The organism is Bacillus sp. 22483, assembly GCF_052044605.1.
GTDB lineage: Bacteria > Bacillota > Bacilli > Bacillales > Bacillaceae > Bacillus > Bacillus altitudinis.
In genome coordinates this window covers 86818-110925 of the sequence record NZ_JBQENU010000001.1, presented here as the reverse complement: position 1 = coordinate 110925, position 24108 = coordinate 86818, and the positions used below count along the sequence as shown (strand labels likewise).

At 42.4% G+C, this 24108-nt stretch carries 28 protein-coding genes, 1 riboswitch and 1 other annotated feature; of the genes, 4 read left to right on the top strand and 24 right to left on the bottom strand.

The genetic code is table 11. The features are described 5' to 3' along the window. Positions 1-154: 154 nt before the first annotated feature. The gene (locus ACTJJQ_RS00535) at positions 155-337 is read right to left on the bottom strand and encodes a hypothetical protein (protein ID WP_008342761.1); all 183 of its coding nucleotides are present in this window, start codon (positions 335-337) and stop codon (positions 155-157) included. Positions 338-529: 192 nt separating this feature from the next. On the opposite strand from ACTJJQ_RS00535, the gene ACTJJQ_RS00530 reads away from it, so the two are divergent. Continuing rightward, positions 530-679: a hypothetical protein gene (locus tag ACTJJQ_RS00530; protein ID WP_162835670.1), complete on the top strand. Its 150-nt coding sequence runs from the start codon at positions 530-532 to the stop codon at positions 677-679. Between the two features lie 31 nt (positions 680-710). Here the strand turns inward: ACTJJQ_RS00530 and thiC are convergent, their stop codons facing one another. Continuing rightward, positions 711-2471 carry a phosphomethylpyrimidine synthase ThiC gene (gene thiC, locus ACTJJQ_RS00525; protein WP_058336774.1) on the bottom strand — a complete coding sequence of 587 codons (1761 nt, stop codon included), beginning with the start codon at positions 2469-2471 and terminating at the stop codon, positions 711-713. A 126-nt stretch (positions 2472-2597) separates the two neighbouring features. Beyond that, positions 2598-2707, bottom strand: a riboswitch (TPP riboswitch). 238 nt (positions 2708-2945) lie between these two features. Between thiC and ACTJJQ_RS00520 the strand changes: the two genes are divergently transcribed. Continuing rightward, positions 2946-3578 (top strand): LysE family transporter, encoded by a 633-nt coding sequence (locus ACTJJQ_RS00520; RefSeq protein ID WP_440599860.1) that lies wholly within the window; start codon positions 2946-2948, stop codon positions 3576-3578. Positions 3579-3624: 46 nt separating this feature from the next. On the opposite strand, the gene ACTJJQ_RS00515 is transcribed toward ACTJJQ_RS00520, so the two are convergent. The 5 genes from ACTJJQ_RS00515 to nadB all read right to left on the bottom strand — a co-directional run bounded on the left by ACTJJQ_RS00515 (position 3625) and on the right by nadB (position 9225). Beyond that, on the bottom strand, positions 3625-4245 hold the full coding sequence (locus ACTJJQ_RS00515; protein ID WP_008342769.1) for a YhcN/YlaJ family sporulation lipoprotein: 621 nt from the start codon (positions 4243-4245) through the stop codon (positions 3625-3627). A 133-nt stretch (positions 4246-4378) separates the two neighbouring features. Then, a complete protein-coding gene (gene safA / locus ACTJJQ_RS00510; protein WP_440599859.1) occupies positions 4379-5581 on the bottom strand; it encodes a SafA/ExsA family spore coat assembly protein in 1203 nt (400 codons plus the stop codon). A 131-nt stretch (positions 5582-5712) separates the two neighbouring features. Then, entirely contained in the window at positions 5713-6822 is a 1110-nt protein-coding gene (gene nadA, locus ACTJJQ_RS00505; RefSeq protein WP_047947110.1) for a quinolinate synthase NadA, read from the bottom strand. Beyond that, positions 6809-7672, bottom strand: coding sequence for a carboxylating nicotinate-nucleotide diphosphorylase (nadC, locus tag ACTJJQ_RS00500; protein ID WP_024718392.1), 864 nt, complete (start codon positions 7670-7672; stop codon positions 6809-6811). Before nadC ends, nadA begins: the two co-directional genes overlap by 14 nt. Next, positions 7654-9225, bottom strand: coding sequence for an L-aspartate oxidase (nadB, locus tag ACTJJQ_RS00495; RefSeq protein ID WP_440599858.1), 1572 nt, complete (start codon positions 9223-9225; stop codon positions 7654-7656). The genes nadC and nadB overlap by 19 nt, the downstream gene beginning before the upstream one ends. Positions 9226-9317: 92 nt before the next feature. On the opposite strand from nadB, the gene ACTJJQ_RS00490 reads away from it, so the two are divergent. Together ACTJJQ_RS00490 and ACTJJQ_RS00485 are read left to right on the top strand one after the other, a co-directional pair. After that, entirely contained in the window at positions 9318-10466 is a 1149-nt protein-coding gene (locus ACTJJQ_RS00490; RefSeq protein ID WP_048001814.1) for an IscS subfamily cysteine desulfurase, read from the top strand. Positions 10467-10469: 3 nt separating this feature from the next. Continuing rightward, on the top strand, positions 10470-11009 hold the full coding sequence (locus ACTJJQ_RS00485) for a transcription repressor NadR (protein ID WP_048001815.1): 540 nt from the start codon (positions 10470-10472) through the stop codon (positions 11007-11009). Positions 11010-11033: 24 nt separating this feature from the next. Here the strand turns inward: ACTJJQ_RS00485 and pheA are convergent, their stop codons facing one another. The 17 genes from pheA to ACTJJQ_RS00400 all read right to left on the bottom strand — a co-directional run bounded on the left by pheA (position 11034) and on the right by ACTJJQ_RS00400 (position 24065). Further along, positions 11034-11912 (bottom strand): prephenate dehydratase, encoded by an 879-nt coding sequence (pheA, locus tag ACTJJQ_RS00480; RefSeq protein WP_017358133.1) that lies wholly within the window; start codon positions 11910-11912, stop codon positions 11034-11036. An 18-nt stretch (positions 11913-11930) separates the two neighbouring features. After that, complete coding sequence (locus tag ACTJJQ_RS00475) at positions 11931-12374, bottom strand: ACT domain-containing protein (RefSeq protein WP_008342790.1); 444 nt, start codon at positions 12372-12374, stop codon at positions 11931-11933. A gap of 55 nt (positions 12375-12429) precedes the next feature. After that, positions 12430-13716, bottom strand: a complete 1287-nt coding sequence (obgE, locus tag ACTJJQ_RS00470; RefSeq protein WP_007501521.1) for a GTPase ObgE — start codon at positions 13714-13716, stop codon at positions 12430-12432. Between the two features lie 21 nt (positions 13717-13737). Continuing rightward, positions 13738-14331 carry a sporulation initiation phosphotransferase B gene (locus ACTJJQ_RS00465; protein ID WP_007501522.1) on the bottom strand — a complete coding sequence of 198 codons (594 nt, stop codon included), beginning with the start codon at positions 14329-14331 and terminating at the stop codon, positions 13738-13740. Between the two features lie 277 nt (positions 14332-14608). Next, entirely contained in the window at positions 14609-14893 is a 285-nt protein-coding gene (gene rpmA, locus ACTJJQ_RS00460) for a 50S ribosomal protein L27 (RefSeq protein ID WP_003216586.1), read from the bottom strand. A gap of 12 nt (positions 14894-14905) precedes the next feature. Further along, the gene (locus tag ACTJJQ_RS00455; protein WP_007501524.1) at positions 14906-15244 is read right to left on the bottom strand and encodes a ribosomal-processing cysteine protease Prp; all 339 of its coding nucleotides are present in this window, start codon (positions 15242-15244) and stop codon (positions 14906-14908) included. A gap of 14 nt (positions 15245-15258) precedes the next feature. Next, on the bottom strand, positions 15259-15567 hold the full coding sequence (gene rplU / locus ACTJJQ_RS00450) for a 50S ribosomal protein L21 (RefSeq protein ID WP_003216781.1): 309 nt from the start codon (positions 15565-15567) through the stop codon (positions 15259-15261). A gap of 12 nt (positions 15568-15579) precedes the next feature. Beyond that, positions 15580-15653 (bottom strand) — a sequence feature (ribosomal protein L21 leader region). 66 nt (positions 15654-15719) lie between these two features. Continuing rightward, a complete protein-coding gene (locus ACTJJQ_RS00445; protein WP_076822351.1) occupies positions 15720-16589 on the bottom strand; it encodes a M50 family metallopeptidase in 870 nt (289 codons plus the stop codon). Continuing rightward, positions 16582-17373, bottom strand: coding sequence for a peptidoglycan DD-metalloendopeptidase family protein (locus tag ACTJJQ_RS00440; RefSeq protein WP_440599857.1), 792 nt, complete (start codon positions 17371-17373; stop codon positions 16582-16584). Before ACTJJQ_RS00440 ends, ACTJJQ_RS00445 begins: the two co-directional genes overlap by 8 nt. Before the next feature lie 109 nt (positions 17374-17482). Continuing rightward, positions 17483-18286, bottom strand: a complete 804-nt coding sequence (minD, locus tag ACTJJQ_RS00435; RefSeq protein WP_017358134.1) for a septum site-determining protein MinD — start codon at positions 18284-18286, stop codon at positions 17483-17485. A gap of 2 nt (positions 18287-18288) precedes the next feature. Continuing rightward, the gene (gene minC / locus ACTJJQ_RS00430; RefSeq protein ID WP_007501533.1) at positions 18289-18972 is read right to left on the bottom strand and encodes a septum site-determining protein MinC; all 684 of its coding nucleotides are present in this window, start codon (positions 18970-18972) and stop codon (positions 18289-18291) included. Positions 18973-19026: 54 nt separating this feature from the next. Further along, the gene (gene mreD / locus ACTJJQ_RS00425; protein WP_017358135.1) at positions 19027-19545 is read right to left on the bottom strand and encodes a rod shape-determining protein MreD; all 519 of its coding nucleotides are present in this window, start codon (positions 19543-19545) and stop codon (positions 19027-19029) included. Beyond that, positions 19542-20441: a rod shape-determining protein MreC gene (gene mreC / locus ACTJJQ_RS00420; RefSeq protein WP_007501536.1), complete on the bottom strand. Its 900-nt coding sequence runs from the start codon at positions 20439-20441 to the stop codon at positions 19542-19544. Before mreC ends, mreD begins: the two co-directional genes overlap by 4 nt. A 27-nt stretch (positions 20442-20468) precedes the next feature. Then, positions 20469-21488: a rod shape-determining protein gene (locus ACTJJQ_RS00415; RefSeq protein WP_007501538.1), complete on the bottom strand. Its 1020-nt coding sequence runs from the start codon at positions 21486-21488 to the stop codon at positions 20469-20471. Between the two features lie 90 nt (positions 21489-21578). Then, positions 21579-22253, bottom strand: coding sequence for a RadC family protein (gene radC, locus ACTJJQ_RS00410; protein ID WP_026050121.1), 675 nt, complete (start codon positions 22251-22253; stop codon positions 21579-21581). Positions 22254-22301: 48 nt separating this feature from the next. Then, complete coding sequence (locus ACTJJQ_RS00405) at positions 22302-22871, bottom strand: Maf family protein (RefSeq protein ID WP_017358136.1); 570 nt, start codon at positions 22869-22871, stop codon at positions 22302-22304. A gap of 177 nt (positions 22872-23048) precedes the next feature. Continuing rightward, on the bottom strand, positions 23049-24065 hold the full coding sequence (locus ACTJJQ_RS00400; RefSeq protein ID WP_076822503.1) for an SPOR domain-containing protein: 1017 nt from the start codon (positions 24063-24065) through the stop codon (positions 23049-23051). Between the last annotated feature and the right edge of the window lie 43 nt (positions 24066-24108).

Genomic DNA, 24108 nt, shown 5'->3' with positions numbered 1-24108 from the left:
TTTTCAGCGTGATAGAAAACCTTTGAATTCTAGGAAGGACGAGTACCGGCGCGGAGCGAATTTGACATTCGTGAGCACCGGCACGCAGGACTGACACCGAATACGAGGGTTTGTCTACACGCTGAAAGCCGCTCTCTTTGAGTGGCTTTCTGTTTTATTCTGTTTCTACGTGGATACTATTCACATTTAATAGGTTAATGATTTCATTATTCAGCTTAAACCAATGATTGGCTTCCTCAATTTTTTTATACACATCATAGGTAGCTGGACGTTTCAGCTCGAAATCGAGCACTTCCCCATTGTTCATATGAAATGTTACCTTAAATACTTTCATCATAAGATCACCTTCCACTCTGTCTTGTTCACTAACCGAATCGGTCAGCTCTTTTCATTCATTCTCTATTCAATCCGTTTCCCCTGCTTCTTTCCTTCTAAACACAAGAAGTTTAAATTTTGTTTAAATTCGCACAACATATCTATCTATATACTCTTCAAAAGAAGTATATTGAATGAAAAGGAGGCTGCCTTTATGAAACAAAAGAAAAAACGAACATCTCCAGAGAGACAAACAGTCCTGTTTCATTTAACAGATGCCCTCATCCCAAGTATTGAAACGATGGCGATTGCAGTAAGAGCATTTTTCCACCTCGTGAGAAAAGCCATTTCAGCCGTTTTATAAAACCCCGCACTAGAGGAGTGCGAGGTTTTTTTTAGGATTGATAGATTTGGCTGCCTTGATTGATAAACTCCTTTGCCTTCTTCTCCATCTCTCTTTTCACTTCTTCTGATTGGTTGCGGATGTCATGGGAAATTTTCATACTGCAAAACTTTGGTCCACACATGGAACAGAAATGAGCGGTTTTAGCACCTTCAGCAGGCAATGTTTCATCATGGAATGCCAGCGCTCGTTCTGGGTCAAGTGACAGGTGAAATTGATCCCGCCATCTGAATTCAAATCTCGCTTTCGATAAGGCATCATCACGCTTTTGAGCAGCAGGATGTCCTTTTGCTACATCAGCTGCATGTGCGGCAATTTTATAGGCGATGACACCTTCTCTTACATCTTCTTTGTTCGGCAGACCTAAATGCTCTTTTGGTGTCACATAGCACAGCATGGCGGTTCCGTACCAGCCAATCATCGCCGCACCGATCGCGGATGTAATATGATCATATCCCGGTGCAATATCTGTTGTTAGAGGACCTAACGTATAAAAAGGTGCCTCTTTGCATATCTCCATCTGCTTATCGACATTCTCTTTGATTTTATCCATTGGAACATGACCAGGTCCTTCAATCATGACCTGTACATCATGTTTCCAAGCGATCTCTGTCAATTCCCCTAACGTTTCCAGCTCTGCAAACTGCGCTTCGTCATTTGCGTCCGCAATGGATCCCGGTCTGAGCCCGTCCCCAAGCGAAAAGGCAATGTCATACGTTTTCATGATTTCACAAATTTCTTCAAAATGGGTATACAGAAAGTTCTCTTGATGATGAGCGAGACACCATCTTGCCATAATGGCTCCGCCTCTTGAAACAATTCCTGTGACCCGGTCGACTGTGAGCGGAATATACCTTAAGAGGACGCCCGCATGAATGGTGAAGTAGTCAACCCCTTGCTCCGCCTGTTCAATTAATGTGTCTCGGTATACTTCCCACGTCAAATTTTCTGCGATTCCATTCACTTTTTCAAGTGCCTGATAAATCGGGACAGTTCCTACTGGGACTGGGCAATTGCGGATAATCCATTCTCTCGTTGTATGAATATCCTTTCCTGTAGACAGGTCCATCATCGTATCTGCCCCCCATCTAATTGCCCATGTCATCTTCTCCACCTCTTCTTCAATGGACGACGTCACAGCTGAATTGCCAATATTCGCATTAATTTTCACGTGAAAATTCTTCCCGATGATCATCGGCTCACTTTCAGGATGGTTGATATTCGCTGGAATGACCGCTCTTCCACTAGCCACTTCCTCTCTAACAAACTCAGGACTTAGCTGTTCTCTCAAAGCGATAAACTCCATTTCAGGCGTAATGATCCCCTTTTTTGCATAATGCATTTGCGTCACACAAGCACCTTGTTTCCCGCGGAGCGGCACATGATGAAAATCTGTATGGGCAGCTTGAAAGGATTCTTTCCCATTCAAGCGATATCCATTATCTTCTGGCTTTACTTGACGCCCTTCATAGCTTTCAGTATCTTCTCTTTCTTTAATCCATTTTGATCTCAGACGCTTTAATCCCTTTGTGACATCAATATGAGCCTCCTCATCTGTATACGGTCCACTTGTATCGTACACACGAATCGGTTCATTTTGGATATCACCTGCTTGTGTCACTGTATTTGTGAGCACGATTTCTCTTTTTGGCACCAAAATGTCAGGTCTTGAACCTTGTTCATATACCTTTCGACTGCCTTCAAAATTTGATAATAAAGATTGCGTTGATGGAACATTTGTCTTTTCATTCATTTGCTGTTCTCTCCTTCTTTTCGTGTGACCGGTCAGGATGGAATCAGCACCAGCAAAAAACCAGATTCTATGTAAAGAACCTGGTTTCGTCGTCAGAAAAAAACATGTATGCCATTCATATGGCACATGTATCATCTTCAACTTCCCCACGCTGGTACGAGCCAGATCAGGTCCAAAGGGTTAAGAAGCTTGTCTTCTCTCTCAGCCCGCATTTCCGGGCACCCCTAGTCACTTATATTGATTTCCACAACAGTGTAGCATAGCTGAGAAATGAAAAAAAGAAGTTTCAGGAAAATAGTTCCTTTCCCCTACAATGAATACATGATCTTCACGATATACATCTTTCTATACACGATCTATCTCTCTCATTTCGATTAAATCAGAAATAATCATTGATCCTTTTCTCCTATTATGTATAATTAATCTAAACGGAGAATTTTTATACAAACATGATTCAAAGGAAGTTCTAGTCGATTGCAAACATTTCTTACATTTATCGTCGTTGGATTCTCAATTGCTCTACCTGTTGGAGCGATCACGGTTGAAATGACAAAGCAGGGATTAAAAAACGGATTCTTTCATGGATTAACTGTAGGCGCTGGTGGTATGACCATCGATATATTGCTCATCTTGGCTTTATATGCTGGATTTGCTCAATTTTTATCTTTGCCCTTTATCCAAATTCCGCTCTGGCTGATCGGTGCCATCTTTTTAATGATTCTTGCCTACGATTCAATTAAAAATGCGGATCAAGACATCCATTTAGCAGGAGAAAAAGTGAATAAATCATTCGCTAAAACATACCGAAATGGGCTGCTCGTCGCGGTATCCCCTGGAAACCTTGTGTTCTGGGTATCTGTGTTTGGTGCTGTACTGGCAGATGCTTATAAAAATACAAATTCATCTGAATTTATATTGGCTGCTGCGGGTATTTTGGCAGGAATTCTTCTTCATGACATCGGTCTTCTCACGATTGTTTCCCTAACAAGAAAAGTGATGAACCGAACAATGATTAAGTGGACATCCATTATTGCCGGTATTTTATTACTTGGATTTGGCTGTTATTTCTTTTATGAATTTTATATCGGGATCAGAGTTTATTTTTAAAGAAAGGCTAAAGTTCGTCATGAACTTTAGCCTTTTTTACTCCAGCCTATCGGGTCATGCCTGTCTGACCTGTTTCAAATTGCGTTTTTCTCATATCTCTGAAGCGTGTAAATGCGCCTTCGTCTTTAATGACTTGGACAGCTCTACCATCTGCATAACGAGTCGCTGCTTCTTCTACTTGTGATACACCCTCTGATGTCAAGCGCCCATCTGTTTTAAGAGCAATATACACATTTTCATCCGTCACCATAACTTGTGAGTCTGTCACATGGTTCATTTTGTTCACACGGTTGGCGATTTTTCTTGAACGCTGGATGTTCTCTTGTTTATCGTAGCCAGAGAACGACATTTGGTTATGATAGTTCATATCTCCATGACTGTAGCGTCCATCTCCACCAGTCAGCGGCATTCTCACTTGATCCTGTGTAGGGCGTGAACGATCATCAACATTCGTTGTATTTCTTCCGTTCATTCCCTCCATAAGCTCAGAAACCGGTCCTTGATGATCTTGATTGTTGTCTGTTGCCTGTTGATTGGAGTGGTATCCAACTGGCTGGCCTGATTGATTATGACGTGTATCTACACCCGCATTGTTATTTGTACCACATGCCGTTAATCCAATAGGTAGAAGCACTAAGGCGATTGTTTTTTGCCATTTTTGTCTCAAACGAAAAACCCCCTGTACAAATTGAATCTCATGAGCGCAAAACAGGCTCTGTTTTAGCATGTACAGTTGAGGACAAAAACAAGCTGTCAGTTATAAACAAAAAAAGGAACGATTGAGATCGTCCCTTGTGTCATTAATCTTCTTCGTCTTCTTCTGGTCTTGCAAAGACAGATGGGTTTTGATAAGGCTGCTGCATATAAGGCTGAGCTGGATAAGCACCCATTTGACCATATGGAACAGGGTTTGGATAATGTCCAGGCCATGGTTGATGATGCTTCATCCCATCATTGCATCCGCAGTCTTCCTTGCCATATGCTTCATTTGGAGCATTTGGATAAAAGCCTTGATTGGCATTGGCATTTGCATTTGCATTTGCGCCTGCATTTGGATGCATATGGTGGTGCCAGTGATGCCCATCGTTTGCATGATGCTCATGATGTTCACCGTAATAAGCCGGTGCTTGATACGCAGGATAATACAGCTGAGCCGCCGGGTAAGGGTACGGCATCATGTGATGGTGATAATACGGCTGTACCGGATAACAAAGGCCTGATCCCGGTAAAATAGGAGAAGCGGGTACCATTTGCTGCGGATATGGATACATTGCTGGCATGTAATGACCATAACCATAATAAGGATCATATGACTCTTGATGATGGTGGTGATGCTCTTTATTTTCAGCCATGCCCCCTACTGCTGCCCCTCCAACATTCGGCATTTGTGGGAAATTAGGAAGGTTTGGGTAATTACTATGTTCCATATCTTTTCCCTCCTCTTTTTGATGTGGGATATGAATGAATGGATCATATCCCTTTGCCACTTCATCTTTGAAATGATCCTTATTTTCATGATGAAAATGGTCCTTGTGATCTTTATGATCCTTTTTCTCATGAACATGATCTTTCTTTTCATGAACGTGATCTTTTTTCTCATGATGTTCTTTTTTCGGAGGAGGCGTGAATGGCTGGTAGAGATTCGTCTGATAATAGTTTACATCAACTTGTGGAAAAACTGGCTGTTCAATCTTTGGTACTGGTGGCACATAAGGTACCGGTTCATTCGGTTTTTCCTTCGGCTTCGTATCTTGAACTTGCACGACATCCTTTGGCTTTTCTTTTACATACGGGTGTTCTTTTGCTTTTGGCATTTCTTTTGCTTTGTGATGATCGGTTTTGACAGGAACACCACTAGATGGAATTTTGATTTTCATTCCTGGCATGATCAAATCTGGATTACTGAGCTGCGAATTTAATTTTTTCAATTCTTGAAAGTCGACTCCGTACTTCTTTGAAATTTTCCAAAGGGAGTCTCCTTTTTGCACAATATGAATTTTCAACGTTTTCCCCTCCTATGCAAAACGTGAACGTAGCGGTTATGTCAGAAGTACAATATGTTTCAACATAAATTTATGCCTATTTACAAGCCGATATGATAAAAACTTGTTTTCTGATAGGAGGGGACACTTCATTATTTAATGGTCAGCATCTTATTTAAAGCGAGCAATGCCTCTTTTGTCGTCTCTTCATTCACTTGAATCAAACCGACCGGCTCCCCTTTTTCAATGCTTTCAAGTGACCATAGTAGATGAGGCAGATCAATACGGTTCATTGTCAAACATGGACACATATCTGGATTGAGGGATTCGATTTGTTTGTCAGGGTGCTGGTCAATGATGCGTTTCACTAAATTCATTTCTGTTCCAATGGCCCACTTGCTTCCTGCTGGTGCCTGCTTGATCGTATCAATAATAAATTTCGTTGAACCAGCTAGATCAGATGCCTTTACGACTTCATGCGTACACTCTGGATGAACAAGAATCTGTATGTCACGGTCACGTTTTCTCGTTTGTTCAATATTCTCAATGGTAAATTTCTCATGAACAGAGCAATGACCTTTCCATAAAATCATTTTGATTCGATGAAGCGGTTGGTCGGTGATGAGCTTTTCTTCTATTTGATCCCAGACAGCCATTTCCTCTAGCGGAATCCCTAAATCATAGGCCGTGTTACGCCCTAAATGCTGATCAGGTAGAAAAAGAATCCGCTCTTTTTGGGTCAGCGCCCACTCCAATACTTTTTTAGCGTTTGAAGATGTGACAGTCGATCCGCCATGTTTGCCGACAAATGCTTTAATATCAGCCGTTGAGTTTACATAAGTCAGCGGAAGGATCGTATCTCCAAACAGCTCAGTGAGCTTATCCCACGCCCTGTCTGTTTGTTTCATATTCGCCATATCCGCCATTGAACAACCTGCTCTCATATCTGGCAAAAAGACGTGCTGATTCTTTTTTGATAGCATATCGGCCGTTTCTGCCATAAAATGAACCCCGCAAAATACAATGTATTCTGCTTCGTGATTGTCAGCAGCAATTTGTGCAAGCTGCAATGAATCACCTGTCACATCAGCAAATTGGATGACTTCATCTTTTTGATAATGATGACCCGGTATAAAAAGCTTTGATCCAAAGGCGCGTTTAATCTCTAATACTCTCTCTTTCATTTCATCATAAGAGCGCTGTTTATATTCATCTGGCATCATGGCTGTATGCTGCGCTGCTAACACATCAAGCATGGACATGAGTCGTTCCCCCTTTATGGCTGAATTCCATATTCATACTAAAATCGAATGATGGAGCAGAATGTGTGAGGAATCCAAGTGAAATAAGGTCTACACCTGTCCCCCGGTAGTTAGCCACATTCTCCAACGTGATACCGCCTGATGCCTCTGTCAATATGGTTTCAGGGGTCATTTGTTTAAAGCGCTTCACTTCGTCTGGAGAGCAGTTGTCAAACATGATGACATCTGCTTTGGCATCAATGGCTTCCATCAGCTGTGCTTCTGATTCAATTTCCACTTCAATTTTCACCATATGACCGGCGTATGCTCTTGCTTTCTCCACAGCTTCCCTGATAGAACCACAAGCCGCAATATGATTATCTTTAATCATCACCCCATCGGATAAGCCGAAACGATGATTCTTTCCACCTCCGACTTTTACTGCGTACTTCTCCAGCATGCGCAAACCGGGTGTCGTCTTTCTCGTATCACAAATCGTAATAGATGGATCAGCTAATCGCTCTACTGCTTCATGCGTTAGTGTAGCAATCCCTGTCATTCTTTGCAGGATATTCAACACCACCCGCTCCCCTTTCAGCAAGTCGTTGACGGGGCCTGTTATTTGTGCCAGTACAGCCCCTTCCTGAATCCAATCACCTTCCTGGAAAAACAGCTCAGTTTGAACTTGTTCATTCAGCAGTTTGTATCCCATATCAATGACTTGCGTCCCGGCCAATACGCCTGATTGTTTCGCCATGATGTAAGCTGTTCCTTTCTTGTCTCCAAAGATGGCATCAGCGGATACATCTCCAAACCCAATATCTTCTTTTAAAAAATGAGTGAGCATTTGCTTTAACTGTAAACGTTCCATTTGGCACCAATCCTTTCATTTTTTACGATATAAATATGGCCCTGTTCATGTACAATCTGTTTTGCTCGCCACGAAGCATCATGCCGATTAGGATAATCTGTGCGATAATGACCGCCCCTGCTTTCTGTTCGGAGTAATGCAGATTTGACAAGGCATATGGCTAAAGCCCATTGATTAGTTATTTCGATCTGTTCATTTGTGATATTCTTCACATTTATTTGCTGAAAAGAGACTTGTTCTAAATGATCGAGCAAAGTCTGTAAGCCTTTCTCATCTCTCACAATTGCGGCATATGCCGTCATCCATTTTCTGAGCTGAGCCAGTGACACCGTTGGGACAGACCATACTTCTTGAATGGAAAGAGCAAGGTTTTTATCTTGCCAGGTTTGCAACCGCTCAATATACCGTGCTGCGTTGTTTCCTAAAACGAGACCTTCTAAGAGCGAATTACTTGCCAGTCGATTGGCGCCGTGTAAACCTGTACAAGCTGCTTCACCAATGGCAAAAAGTGATGGAACTGTTGTTTCTCCATGTTCATTCACCTTAATTCCACCCATTAAAAAGTGCATACCGGGTGAAACTGGCAGCCTTCCGCTTGCCATATCAACTCCCGCACGCTGACACATCGAAGCAATCGCAGGAAAACGTGCAGAAAAATGCGGAATATCACGGATGTTAAGATAAATGGAATGACCGAGTTGCTGCTCATGGAAAATGGTCCTTGCCACCACATCTCTAGGCGCTAAATCGCTCTGCGGGTGGATTCCTTTCATGATCCGCCTGCCTGATTCATCTTCTAAATAGGCGCCCTCTCCCCTGACTGCCTCTGATACGAGACCGATCGCTTTACCTGAAGTGGTCAAAAGGGTCGGATGGAATTGCACAAATTCGAGATCTACTAGCTGTGCCCCTGCGCGATAGGCCATCATCAGACCATCTCCTGTCACAGACGGATCATTTGTGTTTGTTTCATATAAGGATCCACAGCCGCCAGTGGATAATACAACTGCATCCGCGGTCATTGTATGTACATGACCTTTTTCGTCTTTCCACACAACACCGGTACATACCCCTTCATGAACTAATAGATCCATGACATGATGATTTTCGTATACATGAATGTGTGAGCCGAGCTTCCCTTTCAAAAACTGCACGAGGGTTTTTCCCGTTTGATCTCCTCCTGCATGCAGAATACGATGGGTCGTATGGGCTCCCTCTTTACCTAACTGCGGAATTCCCGTTTCATCTCGATCAAATGGGCAGCCCTCTTCTACGAGCTTCTTTACAAGATCTTTTCCATGACGGACGATCTCCTGTACAGTTTTGTCATCATTGTGACCACACCCCGCAGCTAAAGTGTCTTGCACATGCTGATCGACAGAATCATGTGCGGAAAAGGCTGCAGCGATTCCCCCTTGTGCGAGCATGGAATTACTAGAGGAAAATTGTTTTTTTGTCATCATGATGACTTGGCAGTTCTCTGAGATCGTATTCACAAAGGAAAGAGCCGCAATGCCCGACCCCACCACAATGACTTTTTTGATAGATGACACAATCGCCCCTCCTGTCATTTACACCTGTCTTGACACATATCATTACACAACACTACAATAAATACAAGAAAAAATTTTCACACAGGAGATGGATGGATTTGATTTATTTAGATTATGCAGCTTCTACACCTGTTTCTGAGGAATCACTGCATGTATTTCAGCAGTTGAGCAAAGAATGTTACGGAAATGCGAGCAGCCTGCATGATGCAGGAGGAAGAGCAAATGAAATCTTGGCTTACAGCAGACAATCACTTGCAGCGATTCTAGGGGGCGAACCTGATAGTATTTACTTTACAAGTGGCGGAACTGAATCCAATATCCTTGCGATTCAATCGATCATAAATGGGCTACCTCCACATAAACAGCATGTCATTACCACATCAGTAGAGCACCCTTCTGTTCATCATGCGGTCAATGCCTTGCAGCGTCTCGGTGTGAAGGTGACGGTCATAGAACCGAATCAAGAAGGAATTATCACAAAGGAGATTCTCAAACAGGCTCTATTGCCTGAAACCGGACTAGTATCCATCCAGCATGCCAACTCAGAAACTGGGATTATTCAGCCATTAGCTGAATTAGCAACGCTCTTAAAAGAAAGAGACATTCTTTTTCATACAGATGCAGTGCAAACATTCGGAAAAATGCATGTGTCGATTAAAGAACTAGGGGTTGATGCCCTCTCCATTTCGAGTCATAAAGTGTATGCACCTAAGGGCGCCGGTGCTGTCTATATGGGGGCACATGTCCCTTGGAAGCCTATATATCAAGATACTGTTCAGGAAAATGGTCTACGCCCAGGGACAGTGAACGTGCCATGCATCGGTGCTTTTGTAGCCGCAAGCGAGCAAATCATGCTGAAAATAGATCAACAGCAACAGCTAGATATTCAGCTTCGTGATTATTTTCTTCAGCAGCTAAAAAAAAGGCAGCTGCCTGTCCGCATGCTGCAAGAAAGTGACCAGCGCCGCACGCTGCCTCATATTATTGGTTGTTTTTTTGAAGGGTTTGAAGGACAATATGTAATGTTAGCTTGTAACCGGCATGGGATTTGTATATCCACAGGAAGTGCGTGCGCTTCTGGTTATCACCACCCTTCCCCTGCTGTGAAGGCATTACATGTATCAGATCGTGATGCCCTTCAATTCATTCGACTATCATTTGGACGAGGATCATCAAAGGATGACATCGATCAGCTTTTGCATACATTTGAGAGCTTGCAAAAGGAGAAGAAAGGAGCATAAAACGTGGAACAAGAGAGAAAACTCATTGGCGAAGATAGAAGAAACGCCATTTTAAAGTGGCTACAAGAGACTGATACACCACTCACCGGAAGTTTTTTAGCTAAAAAAGCCGCTGTCTCACGACAAGTCATTGTACAAGATATTTCATTACTCAAAGCAAAAAACGAACCCATTATTGCCACAAGCCAAGGCTATGTGTATATGGCGCAGCATACACCGGAAACTGAAATTGAACAGATTATCGCTTGCAAGCACGATCCTCATCGTACAGAAGAGGAGCTGACACTGATTGTAGACTACGGTGTAACGGTGAAAGACGTGATCATTGAGCACCCTGTCTACGGGGAGCTGACGGCCTCTATTCGAGTGAGTACGCGCAAACAAGTGGCTGACTTCGTTCATCATATTTCTAATACGGGCGCCTCCTACTTATCAGAGCTGACAGACGGCGTACACTTACATACCCTTACTTCATACAGCCAAAAGCAGCTTGACCAAGCCATTCAAGCGCTTGATGACGCTGGATTTCTCATTAAAGACTAAAAAAATAGTGTCCCCAAGAGGACACTATTTTTCATTCGTTAATTCATATGTTTGATAGCTGCCGAGTAGTTTCACTTCACAGCCAATTGCTTCTAATTCTTGAATGGCGCCAGGGACAAGTACATCATCCATCTCTTTTTCGATATCAATGATAAATAAATAGTGTCCAAGGCCTGTTTTTGTCGGACGCGATTCAATTTTGGACAAATTGAGATTCCGCCATGAAAAAGCTGATAACACACGGTGCAATGCACCTGACTGATCATCCTTTGGCAGGCTGACAACAATGGTCGTTTTTGGCTTTGAAGAAAAACCAGAATTCATTGGGAACGATGCCTTCGCCTCTTTATGTAAAATGACAAAACGTGTATGATTGTGCGGATAATCATGAATGTCTTTTTTCGCAATCGTCAATCCGTACGTTTTTGCGGCGATTTCATTCGCAATCGCACCAACAGCTTCATCTGGATGCTCACTGATGTATTTCGCTGCATAGCCTGTTGATTCCACTGGCCGATGCGGGATATTAGGAAACTGTCTCTTCAAAAATTGATGACACTGCGCAATGGCGTGCGGATGTGACTGAATCACATCTAATGTCTCCCAGCTCTCCGCTCTCGATGGATGGACAAGCAGGTGCTGGCGAATCGGTGCTGTCATTTCGCCCACAATGGACAAAGCGTCCTCATGAATTAAATAATCAATCGTTAAGTTCACAGATCCTTCGAGTGCATTTTCAAGTGGAACGACCGCCAAATCTACTTCTCCCTTTGACACGGCATCCATACATTGCGGAATGGTTGCATAAGCCCGCTGCTCTGCATCTTTTGGAAAACAAGAACAGACAGCCAAATGAGTAAATGTGGCCTCTGGTCCAAAGTAACCTACCGTTAATTGCTTCATCTGCTATGATCTCTCCTTTTACGCCCCAGAACCTAGAATTTCAACTTTTTCGACAAATTCAAGTTTTCTTAATTGATTCATGACTGTATTAATATCATCTGCCATGCCGGCCGTACTGATCGACAGGGTAACATTCGCTCTTCCTTGCAACGGAATCGTTTGGTGAATGGATAACACATTACAGCCAGAGTCAGCCACAATTTGCAGCAGCCTAGACAGAGCCCCAGACCGATCCTCCAGGTGGAAAAACAATGTGATGATCTGCTCTTTGACCATCGTATAAAATGGAAAAACAGCATCTCGATATTTATAAAAAGCACTGCGGCTTAAATCCGCTTTTTGAACAGCATCGGCAACTGAATCAGCTTTTTTGCGATCGAGAAGCTTTTTGACTTCAAGCGTTTTTCGCATCGCATCCGGAAGTACATCCTCTCTTACTAAATAGAACGTTTCTTCTTTCACCTGTTTTCTCCCCTTTTAAAAACGGGAGAGCCCATGAACTGGACCCTCCTTTTGATCAATCGATAAATTCAAATTCAAATTCAAGCAGACGAATGATGTCTCCATCTTTTGCACCACGTTCACGCAGGGCATCATCAACGCCCATTCCGCGCAGCTGTCTAGAGAATCGTTTCACTGACTCGTCTCTTGAGAAATCTGTCATCTTAAACAGTCGCTCAAGTGCTTTACCAGTTAAGACAAACGTACCATCAGGATCTCTTGAGATCTCAAATGCTGCTTCTCCTTCATCAAACTTGTACATCACACGGTTATCAGAGAGCTCTTCTTCATTGTAGAGCGGGAATTCCGGTGTTGTTTCAAGCTGATTGGCGATTTCAAATAAGAGCTCACGAAGCCCTTCTCTTGTGATCGCACTAATTGGGAACACTTTATAGTCATCTGTTAATTTTTCTTTAAATGCCGCTAGATTGTCAGCTGCATCCGGCATGTCCATTTTGTTCGCTACAATGATTTGCGGACGCTCTGTCAATCTCATATTGTATTGCTCAAGCTCCTCGTTAATCGTCACGTAATCTTCGTATGGGTCACGCCCTTCAAGTCCAGACATATCAATGACATGGACAATGACACGTGTACGTTCAATGTGGCGTAAAAATTGATGACCTAAGCCAACACCCTCGTGCGCTCCTTCGATCAGTCCTGGCAGATCCGCCATGACAAAGCTTCGGTTATCGTCTGTTTCAACAACTCCGAGGTTTGGCACAAGCGTTGTAAAATGATAATCCGCAATTTTTGGTTTCGCAGAAGAGACAATCGAAAGCAGCGTTGACTTCCCGACACTTGGGAAACCAACAAGTCCAACATCTGCAAGTACTTTTAATTCTAAGATGACGTCACGTTCTTTACCTGGCTCACCGTTTTCAGACAGCTGTGGTGCAGGGTTTGCTGGTGTTGCGAAGCGTGAATTTCCACGTCCGCCACGTCCACCTTTGGCAATCACAGCCCGCTGTCCATGCTCTGTCAAGTCAGCTAGTACTTGTTCCGTCTCAGCATCTGTCACAACTGTACCCGGCGGAACTTTAACAATCATTTCTTCCGCATTTCGGCCATGCTGGTTTTTACTCATTCCATGCTCACCGCGGTCCGCCTTGAAATGACGCTTATAACGAAAGTCCATTAACGTTCTGAGTCCTTCGTCTACTTCAAAAACTACATCTGCACCATTTCCGCCGTCGCCGCCAGCTGGCCCGCCTTTTGGCACATATTTTTCACGACGGAACGCCACCATACCGTTTCCGCCGTCACCGCCTTTAACATACACTTTAACCTGATCTACAAACATAACTTCCTCCGTTTCTCTGCATCACATATCTCGTTCTTGCCTCAAACAAAGCTCAATCATGGACTCGTGATTCGTCACATGAAATTGCGTTATACTCATACATGGATAGTTTGCGTCATGAAACGCATTTAACGCATCCAAACTTGTTAATTTTCCTTTGAAATCAAAATATAAGATCACATCATTCTCTTCATGATCCGTTTGGAAAGTGACCGTTAAATGATTTTCAGTTTTTTGGCAAACTGATTGATCGAATATCGAAAACAACTCCCGTGATACCGTTAGCAGCTGCGATTCATATGCTGATAAGTCTCGGGTTTCACCAAGCACTTCATATTCTAGGGTGATAAAATGCGACTCCCAATTAAAGGTTAGAAAGTAATAGGCCAATTGGGGAATTTTTAAATTTGAGAGTTTGGATTCATGCTGTGCTTCAATGACCATTTCTTCTATTATTTCGAACACTCGGTCATATTTTTCTAATGTCAAGTTGCCTTTGATTAACTGCAATTTATTCATCCAGTCGTGTCTTGAACGACTAAGCAGATGGATCAATTCATTCGTTAATGCAACGTGAGTTAATTTTTCGTTTTGTTTACTTGGTATCTCTTCCATTATCGCACTCCCAATCGTTTGGTCTCTCTTTTAGGAGTCTTATCATCAATATGTCTCCCTGAATTATAACAGAGAAGACAGCTTAGAAAAACACTAGTTATGTGAGGAAAGGTTGTTTTTTCTGATCGTATAGGAGAAAATGAGGCAAAGTCAGCAAACATTCTTTGATATTTATGGAGTGCATCTTCTTTTATCATCTTCGGTACTACTTGTAAAAAGCGCAAAAGCTCCCTGAATAGTGAAAAAAACTCCAGTCAATGACCGGAGTTTTTAGCAATTATTGTGCCGCAGGATATACGCTCACTTTTTTACGGTCACGACCGAAACGTTCGAATTTAACTGTTCCGTCGATTTTAGCGAAAAGAGTGTCGTCGCCTCCGCGTCCAACGTTTTCACCTGGATAGATTTTCGTTCCACGTTGACGATAAAGGATAGAACCACCAGTTACGAATTGACCATCAGCACGTTTAGCGCCTAAACGTTTAGACTCAGAGTCACGTCCGTTCTTTGTAGAACCTACCCCTTTTTTAGATGCGAAAAATTGAAGATCTAATCTAAGCATGAAGTTCACCTCCTATTTTTTTGTAGATATTCTCACATAATCGTGATAATCTCGTTCAATTGTTTCTAAGGAAACGACCATGCCTTCTAAAAGCAACTGGGCTTTTTCAAAGGTGACTGGATCTGTATCAGCTGGCAGTTCAAAAGAGAAATACCCGCCTTCATCTCCAATATCAAGCAGTGGATCCATTCCTGTCAGTGCAATAATTGAATTGACTGACCCGAAAACAACAGCAGATACACCTGCACAAACGAGATCCTGACCTTTTTCAGCAAACTCGGCATGTCCAGTCATCTGAAAAGACGTAATGCTTTCATCTGCTGGCGACCGAGTAATGGTTGCTTTGATCATATCACTCACACGCCTTAAGCGTTGATTTTTTCGATAACAACTTTAGTGTAAGGTTGACGATGACCTTGTTTCTTGTGGTTGTTTTTCTTCGGTTTGTACTTGAACACAGTAATTTTTTTACCGCGACCTTGTTTTTCAACTTTAGCCGTTACTGTTGCTCCAGCAACTGAAGGGTTACCCACTTTGACAGTGTCTCCGCCGACAAACAATACGTTTTCGAAAGTAACTGTTTCACCTGCTTCAGCAGCTAGTTTTTCAACATAAACAGTTTGACCTTCTTCAACTTTTACTTGTTTACCACCAGTTTCGATAATTGCGTACATCTCTGCACCTCCTAATAAACTCAGACTCGCCGAATACAGGGGGCCAATAGGCACTTTACACCTGCTCCGCGCGGTTGTAGCACGGGTGCTACATATCCATAACATTAAAAAATATATCAAATTAGACGCTGAATGTCAATGTATTTTCACCATTAGTACGGCAAAAGAAGATCTTCCATGGAAGAGGTGGTTCTTCGATCTGAAAAATAAGCATGGAGCAATTCATTTTCATCGAGCTGGCTCATTTTCACACCATTCCGTTCGATAATAATGGGATGCTTACAGCCCCTTTGGAATCGCGCCATCACTTCATATATTTTCTCCTCAGCACTGGCTCTCAGCGGAATGAGTTTCTCTACCTTTTGCTCTTTTTTACCGTAATAACGTTCTAGTAAAAAACGTACCCTGATATAATGCCGCTGCCGGTGCTCCATCACAAGCGAGTAGGCTAAAAAAGTGAGCAGGATCCAGCCGTTGAATTGCAGCGGAGCAAAACAGAGTAACCCTGCTGTCAAAAGACCGAAAAAAATGAGTGAGCCTTTTATTGCAAGGGCATGTGCCTGTTGGAAAGGGTAAAAAACAGATAAGAGCAAAAAGAATAATTTTCCGCCATCAAGCGGCCAAATGGGCAAAAGGTTCACTAGAAAAATCGCTATATTATAAAAAGTAAACATCGTAAAGACGTCATATGAAATAAGTGAGGCTTCCATGAGAAGCCAGGCGACGAGCTGGAGCGGGACATGCTGAATCGGTCCGCATAAAATGACCGCCAGTTCTTCTTTTAGCGGACGGTTGCCATGCTCTTCTACTTCTACCGCCCCGCCAAATGGCAGTAAAAAAATCCGCCGAATCCGCCAGTGATAATAACAAGCAGCCGCTGCATGTCCAAGCTCATGGACACAGACGATGATGAGCAGACAAAGTAGCGGCTTAATTTGACCTGATAGCATGGCAAATGCCATGACTATCCAAAGGAGCGGGTGAACATGGACCTTTGTCAGCATGAGCAGCCATCTATTCAAAGGTCATCACCTGAATGGGATCAATAAACTGTTCATTTTGCTTAATGGCAAAGTAATATGTCCCCTTGCCTTGTTCATCAAGCGCAATTTGACCAATTTTTTCCCCTTTATCGACAAAATCGTATAAAGCCACATCAGCTTCTTTTAGTTGGCCGTACCAGCTGTAGCTGTTATCTGCATGCTGCACCACGACTGTGAGCCCCGTATCACTTTTCTTTTTCACTTCTACGACATAGCCTTCTTTCATACTATCGATGGCTTCAGCAGATGTTTCAACTTTCACTCCGGCACCATTTTGCGTAAAGGATTCTTGCACTTTTCCCGAGGCAGGGACAGCCAGCTCTTGATTGGCTTGTACGTCCTTTTGTCCTTCTTTTTTATCGGTTAAAAAGGCAAGTGGGTTTCCGACAGTTTTCTCAAACCACCGGTTGGCGGCAGCAAATTGAAAATCTTGTTCAAAGGTTTGACTGATCATCGGCTTTAGCTGCTGAAAAGGCCCCGCCTGTCCTTTAAATGAAATAGCGGCAATCAGTACAAGAGAGGCAGAAAGTAAACATTTAAGCACAAATGTATTTGAATGAAATAACGGATGGCGAAATTTTTTCGGCTGATGAGAAGTTGACTCGTAGGAAGCCGAGCCAGAATGCTTTTCTTCTTCTGTTAACAAGACCCATGGCGGAATATCATCTTTCTTCTTGAAAGCTGCCTTCTTAGGGGCAGCAGCTGGCTGCTTCATTTTGCGGCGCTGCGCTATTTTCTTTCGATACTCGTCCACTCTTTTCATAAGATCACCCTTTACATACAAACAGTTTGTACATTTTATGTGGCGACCTCATATGATATGCAACAAAAAGACCGATTCTCATCGAATCGGTCTCATCTCACGTGAATCATTATGCTCTTACACCGAAAAATGCTTTCAGCTTTGCAAACATCCCTTTGTTTTCTTCTTCAAAGGATTGAAGAGGAACGGATTCACCTAGTACGCGGCGAGCAATATTGCGATACGCAATGGAAACTTTATTTTTAGCATCCATGACAATCGGTTCACCATTATTTGAAGCCTTAATGACATCATCATCATCGGCTACAATGCCGAGAAGATCAATTGATAAATGATGGACAACTTCATCCACATCCATCGAATCGCCATTTTTCGCCATGTGTGTACGAATGCGGTTCACAATCAAACGAGGCGGTTCAATATCCTCTTGTTCCAGCAAGCCGATAATTCGGTCTGCATCTCTCACAGCTGAGATTTCAGGTGTCGTGACCACAATCGCTTTGTCAGCACCTGATACAGCATTTTTAAAGCCTTGCTCAATTCCAGCAGGGCAATCAATGACAACATAATCAAAGTCTTGTTTCAATGATTGAATTAATTCTTTGATCTGCTCCGGCTCTACCGCCGTTTTATCGCTTGTTTGAGCAGCAGGTAAAAGATACAAAAGATCCTCGAACCGCTTATCCTTCACAAGCGCTTGGTGAATCTTGCATCTTCCTTCTACTACATCGACTAGATCATAAATAATGCGGTTTTCAAGCCCCATCACGACATCTAAATTCCGAAGGCCGATGTCGGTATCAACTAGACACACTTTTTTCCCTTGAATTGCTAGTGCTGTGCCTAAGTTTGCAGATGTTGTTGTTTTGCCAACGCCGCCTTTTCCTGAGGTAATCACAATAGCCTCGCCCAATTTCACATTCCTCCCTCAAGCCTTGTCAGATTAGGTCTTATATGAGCCAATTGCTGCAGGCGTTCAATGATCATATTGCCATCTATATCTAAATAAGCACATTCCATTTCATTTCCATCTTCTTTTTGATCCGGTGCACGGTTAAACACCTGTGCGATACGAAGCTGGGTTGGAATCATATGAGATGCCGCAATCACAGCTTGTTTGTTTCCATTACATCCAGCATGCGCTACACCTTTTAATGCACCGAGCACAAAAATATTCCCCCCTGCACGAATGGTTCCGCCAGGGTTGACATCTCCTATTAATAAAAGATCCCCTTCGACATAAAGCACCTGTCCAGAGCGTACAATTTTTGCTACAGAAGTAATCTCAGCCTCTGCTTTTAAACGTCTCGCCTCTTCAGTTGACATGACGTCACTTTCAATAGAGTGAATGACGAGATGTTCATTTTCAGACACCGCTTCAGTTAAACGCGCCTCTTGATCCTCTGTTAAATATCGAAAACCAAGTTTAATATGCACATTGACTTTATGTCCTTCTCTTCCATCTGTATATTGCTCAAGTAAAAGAACCTCTCGCAAGCCAGAAAGAAGGTCTTCAAACGAACAGTCATCATTTAACTGTAATGTTAATCCGTTTTTTGTACCTTTTATTGTCACATACTGCTGTTTTTGAGTTTTCAAGATGCTCACCTCAACAACATACTCATTTCGCCGTAATTGGACAAACTCCTGCTTTTATTCGTCGATCAGTCCTTGTTTCACATTGATGAAAAAGAGCCTAAGCGGCACAACAAGTATGAGAGACGCAGCAGTATTTAAAAGAATCGTTGGAATAAAGCGTTCGATGACATACGTATTAAAAGGCATAATATCTGGTTGAATCGTCGCTTGAACACCGTACACATAAAACTCCATCACTGCAACAGCAATCACCGACAGAAAGACAACGACTAACATATTCGTTTGGAGGACTTTGAAGGCTTTTGCTAACAAATAGCAGAGCGCACCAAAGCCAAACATATGAACACCAAGAATACCTGTATACGAAATATCATATAAAAGTCCAAAGATAAATCCATAAATCACACCATATTTTTGATTCACAAAAGCTGTCATAAATACAAGTGCGAGTAAGATGAAATGAGGCGCTAAAATTTGATTGTCTGAAACAAATGGGAGCTTCACTAAATCGACAAAAATACTGTCAAATACGAAAATAAACAACATGACGAAAGCAAGAAGGACACGTTTCACGAGCCTTCCTCCTTCGTTAATTGAGATGCGTCTGCCGTACTTGTGCTGCGATTCACAACAATCACACGGTCTAAATTATTGAGTTCAGCAGCTGGTTCTACATAAATAATTTTTGTCAGTCCGTAATGGTCCGGCTCAATTTCGCTTACCTTTCCAATCGTCAAGCCCTGCGGGAATACGCCCCCTGCTCCAGATGTTTCAACAAGATCTCCTTTTTTGACATCCCCATCAGCATCGGATTTTAAAATGTTCATTGTCAGCATTTTTTTCTTGCTGTCATAACCGTTAATGATTCCATTGAGTTCTTCTTTGCCCTTTTTCGCAAAAATTTTCGTTGAAATTCTATTATTTTGATCTGTAGAGCTTAGCAACCTTACAGTCGACGTAAAATTGTTGAGCTTATCACTTTCAATTTTCCCAATTAACGCACCACTCTCATTTGTGACCGCCATATCTTTTTCAACGCCTTGTTTTTTCCCTTTATCAATCATGACAAAACTATCCCAAAGGGACGGGTTTCTCGCAATGACTGTTGAAAGAATGGGCGTGTAGTCACGAATAGAGTTCACATATCCGAGCTGCTTGCGAAGCTTTTTGTTCTCATCTTCTAGTTCTTGAAGTTTCGCCTCATATTGGGTTTGTCCATCAAGTTTTTTTCGAAGTCGCTCGTTTTCATCATATGTGTTCTTTAAATCTTGTACGTTCCCATAAATACCGGCAATAAATTGTGATGGTTTATGAAAGACACCTTGAAAAAAGCCTGTCGTATCCCCCACTAATTTTTCCGGCCATGAAGCACCTCTGCCGCTTTTCACTGAAAAACCAATCATGGCCACCAGTACGATGACACAGACAAGGAGCAACATTAATCTTTTATTCATAAAAAACTGCGGCATGTCTTACACCTCTTTATTTACGCCCAATTATCGATTATCTTTAGATTTTCCTTTGAACAAGTGAATATGTTCTAGTGCTTTCCCTGTTCCGATCGCCACACAGTCAAGCGGATCTTCAGCAATAATGACCGGCATTTTTGTTTCATCACTAATGACTTTGTCAAGATTACGTAGCAATGCACCGCCGCCTGTTAACACAATTCCACGGTCCATAATATCTGCTGCTAGCTCAGGTGGCGTTTTTTCAAGTGTCATTTTGACCGCATCGACAATTGTTTCCACCGTATCGCGAAGCGCTTTTGCAATTTCTTCTGCCGTAATAGAGATCGTTTTTGGCAGACCTGTTAAAAGGTCACGGCCGCGAATGTCCATCTCATCATGTACGTCAGGCTGCGCAGAACCGATTTCCATTTTAATCGCTTCTGACGTGCGATCACCAATCATAAGATTATACGTTTTACGAATGTAGCTGCTGATCGCATCATCCATTTCGTCTCCTGCAACACGGATCGATTGAGATGTCACAATACCGCCAAGTGAAATAATGGCTACTTCTGTTGTACCGCCGCCAATATCTACAACCATGCTTCCAGTTGGCTCCCATACAGGAAGGTTAGCACCGATTGCCGCAGCAAATGGCTCTTCAATAGGGTATGCGTCACGAGCACCAGCTTGTCTTGTTGCATCAATGACTGCACGCTCTTCTACTGCTGTAATACCAGATGGTACACACACCATCACGTAAGGTTTACGAGCAAAAAGCCCTTTACCTTTTAATGCTTGATTAATGTAATATTTCATCATTGTTGCTGTCGTCTCGTAGTCTGCAATGACTCCGTCTTTCATTGGGCGCAGTGCCACAACATTACCAGGTGTACGACCGATCATGTTTCTAGCGTCATTTCCAACCGCCACTATAGACTTCGTATCAGTTTCCAAAGCTACGACCGAAGGTTCTCTCACAACAATGCCTTTTCCTTTAATAAAAACAAGCGTATTCGCTGTTCCAAGATCTATTCCAAGGTCTTTTGTACCAATTCCAAACATATGTATGTATCTTCCTTTCTTAAACCAAAATTCCCTTTAGGGAAAAACTCATAAACTCTATTATATCGTAAAACATTGAAAAAAAAAGTGTTACAAATACCCTTTTTCCTTCAAACTCACAAATTTTTGATCACCGATCACTAGATGATCAAGCAGCTGTATTCCAATCAGCTTCCCACATTCAAAAAGTCGCTGTGTGACTTCAATATCTTCCCTGCTGGGCGTCGGATCTCCAGATGGATGGTTGTGCACACATATAAATGAAGCGGCCGAACGTTTAAAGGCCTCTTTAAAAATTTCGCGCGGGTGAACAATCGACGAATTTAGACTTCCGATAAACACAGTATGTTTATGAAGAACTTGATTTTTGGTATTGAGATAAAGACAAACGAAATTCTCCTGCGTCAAAAATCTCATATCTTCCATCACAAAATTCGCACCATCCTCCGGCGTGCGGATCACATAACGATTGTCCGTCGTTTGATGGTGTAATCTAGTGCCGAGTTCTAAAGCAGCTAAAAGAGAGATCGCCTTCGCTTTTCCAACTCCTCGAATCTTTGACAATTCTTCAATCGAAGCTTCCTTCACAGAACGAAGACCACCAAATGTTTGTAAAAGTCTTGCGGACACTTGAAGAACTGATTCCTTTTTTGTACCTGTTCTCAAAAGAATCGCGACAAGTTCATGGTTTGATAAGCTGCTTGGGCCATATTTGACAAATCGTTCGCGCGGCTTTTCATCATGAGGAAAATGCTTTAGCAGCATAGGGAAATGATTCAAGATCTACACTCCTTTTTTGATTCCTTCCCGTCATCAAAAAGGGGTGATACCAAATGTTTCAAGCACTCTGACTGTTTTAGCAATAGGGAGTCCTACAACGGAAAAATAATCACCGTCTATTTTTTGTACAAACAGGGCACCTTTTCCTTGAATGCCATAGCTTCCAGCTTTATCAAGAGGCTCACTGGTTTCAATATAGCGGTCTATTTCATCTTGTGTAAGCGGCCAAAATGTCACGTCTGTCTGTTCATAAAATGTTTCTTTTCTATTCTCTGATTGAATCGTGACACCAGTCAAGACTTGATGTGTCTTACCTGACAATAATTGAAGCATTGAGGCTGCATCTTTCTTGTCTTTTGGCTTTCCAAGACATTTGCCATCAATTGCAACAATTGTATCTGCACCAATGATCACAGCTTTGGGATGTATTTTTTGAATATCATTTGCTTTTTGTTCTGCCAACCATTGGACGTTCTCAGCAGGAGAAAGGTTTCGATTTATTTCTTCTTTTAAATCACTTGCCTGAATGTCATAAGAAAACCCTGCTAAATCAAGCAATTCTTTTCTTCTAGGTGATTGAGATGCGAGTATTAACTGGTTCATGTTTGTTCATCCTTTCAGGGTTTAGCCTAAGAAGTAAGATACCCATTCATCCTATCAAATGAACATCTTACCGACAATTGACGAAAATGCCATTTTCATGTTCCTACATCATTATGTTGGAAGCAAAAGAAAAAAACTAGTCATTTTTTGACTAGTTTGGCTGTTAAAAACATGATTTTACGTATTTAGTTGATCTAATAGCGCTTGCTGAGATTTCCAGCCATTTTCAGCAGATGGGTCATTTAAAAGCTGTACAGCTTTCAGCAAACTGCTTTTAGCTGGTGCATCGGTTGTTTTGGCATTTTCGAGTTCAGAAATCAGCTGAGTGACTTCTTTTTGATCCACATCATCTCCTGCAATCATCTTAGAGGATAAGACAGATGCCTTCTCTATTAAACCTGTCAGCTCATCCGGCACTTGAAACGAGAGCTCTTTTCCTCCCCATGCTTCAAAGTGCTGATCGATCAATTTTTTCCCAACGGCACTTGTCATCCCTTGTTCTGTGGCAAGTCCGGCAATCACATAATATCCATCATCCATTGATACCTTTTTACCTGCATATCCTGCCTCTTTTAAACTGTCCACTAAGTCATCTGCTCCTTTTTCAGAAGAAAACTTTCCAGCCTGCACCACAAAGGTTGAAAAATGACCTGATGCACTTTTTTCACCTTCATTGTCCTTTGACGTATCTGCAAGATCAGCCGGTGGCGCATCTCCCCCAGCTTTCGCCGAAGGTCCGCTTCCAGATGCTGAGACGCTGATATGATCGCCTCCTGATGGATTGGCAGACCCATCTTTACTTAAACTTAATGCAAATACACCGAGGCCTGTCCCTAGAACGACTGCAAACACAATCGTAGTCATCACTCGTTTGAAGGGACCGCGATTTTTACTGAACTTCTGGTCAAAAGAACCTTTTTTCTTTTGATAAGGTGTGACGACCTTTGGATCCGAATGGTAAATGTGATCAGCTGCATCGTCCCATTGAAAATCTTCTTCTTTCGGTTTGGACGGTTCCTCCTCGGAAGCGGCTGTCTCCTGTTCCGACTGCCTCTTTTCCTCCCAGTTCGAAAACGTCACTTGATCCTCTTGCTGTTTTTGAGGTTGATGCTCTTCTCCATGCAGCATTTCTTCCTTGCCATTAATATTGACCTTTAACCCTTGTTTTTTTGCCTGCCTTTTTTTCACTGTCATTCCCCGCTTTCTGACATTGTTTGTAAGAAAGACCTTTCTGTCC

Excerpts from the sequence above, each read along its gene's own strand:
- ACTJJQ_RS00535 (WP_008342761.1), bottom strand. The coding sequence starts at position 337 with ATGATGAAAGTATTTAAGGTAACATTTCATATGAACAATGGGGAAGTG.
- ACTJJQ_RS00530 (WP_162835670.1), top strand. The coding sequence starts at position 530 with ATGAAACAAAAGAAAAAACGAACATCTCCAGAGAGACAAACAGTCCTG.
- thiC (WP_058336774.1), bottom strand. The coding sequence starts at position 2,471 with ATGAATGAAAAGACAAATGTTCCATCAACGCAATCTTTATTATCAAAT.
- nadA (WP_047947110.1), bottom strand. The coding sequence starts at position 6,822 with ATGTCCATGCTTGATGTGTTAGCAGCGCAGCATACAGCCATGATGCCA.
- nadC (WP_024718392.1), bottom strand. The coding sequence starts at position 7,672 with ATGGAACGTTTACAGTTAAAGCAAATGCTCACTCATTTTTTAAAAGAA.
- ACTJJQ_RS00490 (WP_048001814.1), top strand. The coding sequence starts at position 9,318 with ATGGATTTGATTTATTTAGATTATGCAGCTTCTACACCTGTTTCTGAG.
- pheA (WP_017358133.1), bottom strand. The coding sequence starts at position 11,912 with ATGAAGCAATTAACGGTAGGTTACTTTGGACCAGAGGCCACATTTACT.
- obgE (WP_007501521.1), bottom strand. The coding sequence starts at position 13,716 with ATGTTTGTAGATCAGGTTAAAGTGTATGTTAAAGGCGGTGACGGCGGA.
- ACTJJQ_RS00465 (WP_007501522.1), bottom strand. The coding sequence starts at position 14,331 with ATGGAAGAGATACCAAGTAAACAAAACGAAAAATTAACTCACGTTGCA.
- rpmA (WP_003216586.1), bottom strand. The coding sequence starts at position 14,893 with ATGCTTAGATTAGATCTTCAATTTTTCGCATCTAAAAAAGGGGTAGGT.
- ACTJJQ_RS00455 (WP_007501524.1), bottom strand. The coding sequence starts at position 15,244 with ATGATCAAAGCAACCATTACTCGGTCGCCAGCAGATGAAAGCATTACG.
- rplU (WP_003216781.1), bottom strand. The coding sequence starts at position 15,567 with ATGTACGCAATTATCGAAACTGGTGGTAAACAAGTAAAAGTTGAAGAA.
- ACTJJQ_RS00440 (WP_440599857.1), bottom strand. The coding sequence starts at position 17,373 with ATGAAAAGAGTGGACGAGTATCGAAAGAAAATAGCGCAGCGCCGCAAA.
- mreC (WP_007501536.1), bottom strand. The coding sequence starts at position 20,441 with ATGCCGCAGTTTTTTATGAATAAAAGATTAATGTTGCTCCTTGTCTGT.
- ACTJJQ_RS00415 (WP_007501538.1), bottom strand. The coding sequence starts at position 21,488 with ATGTTTGGAATTGGTACAAAAGACCTTGGAATAGATCTTGGAACAGCG.
- radC (WP_026050121.1), bottom strand. The coding sequence starts at position 22,253 with ATGCTGCTAAAGCATTTTCCTCATGATGAAAAGCCGCGCGAACGATTT.
- ACTJJQ_RS00405 (WP_017358136.1), bottom strand. The coding sequence starts at position 22,871 with ATGAACCAGTTAATACTCGCATCTCAATCACCTAGAAGAAAAGAATTG.
- ACTJJQ_RS00400 (WP_076822503.1), bottom strand. The coding sequence starts at position 24,065 with ATGACAGTGAAAAAAAGGCAGGCAAAAAAACAAGGGTTAAAGGTCAAT.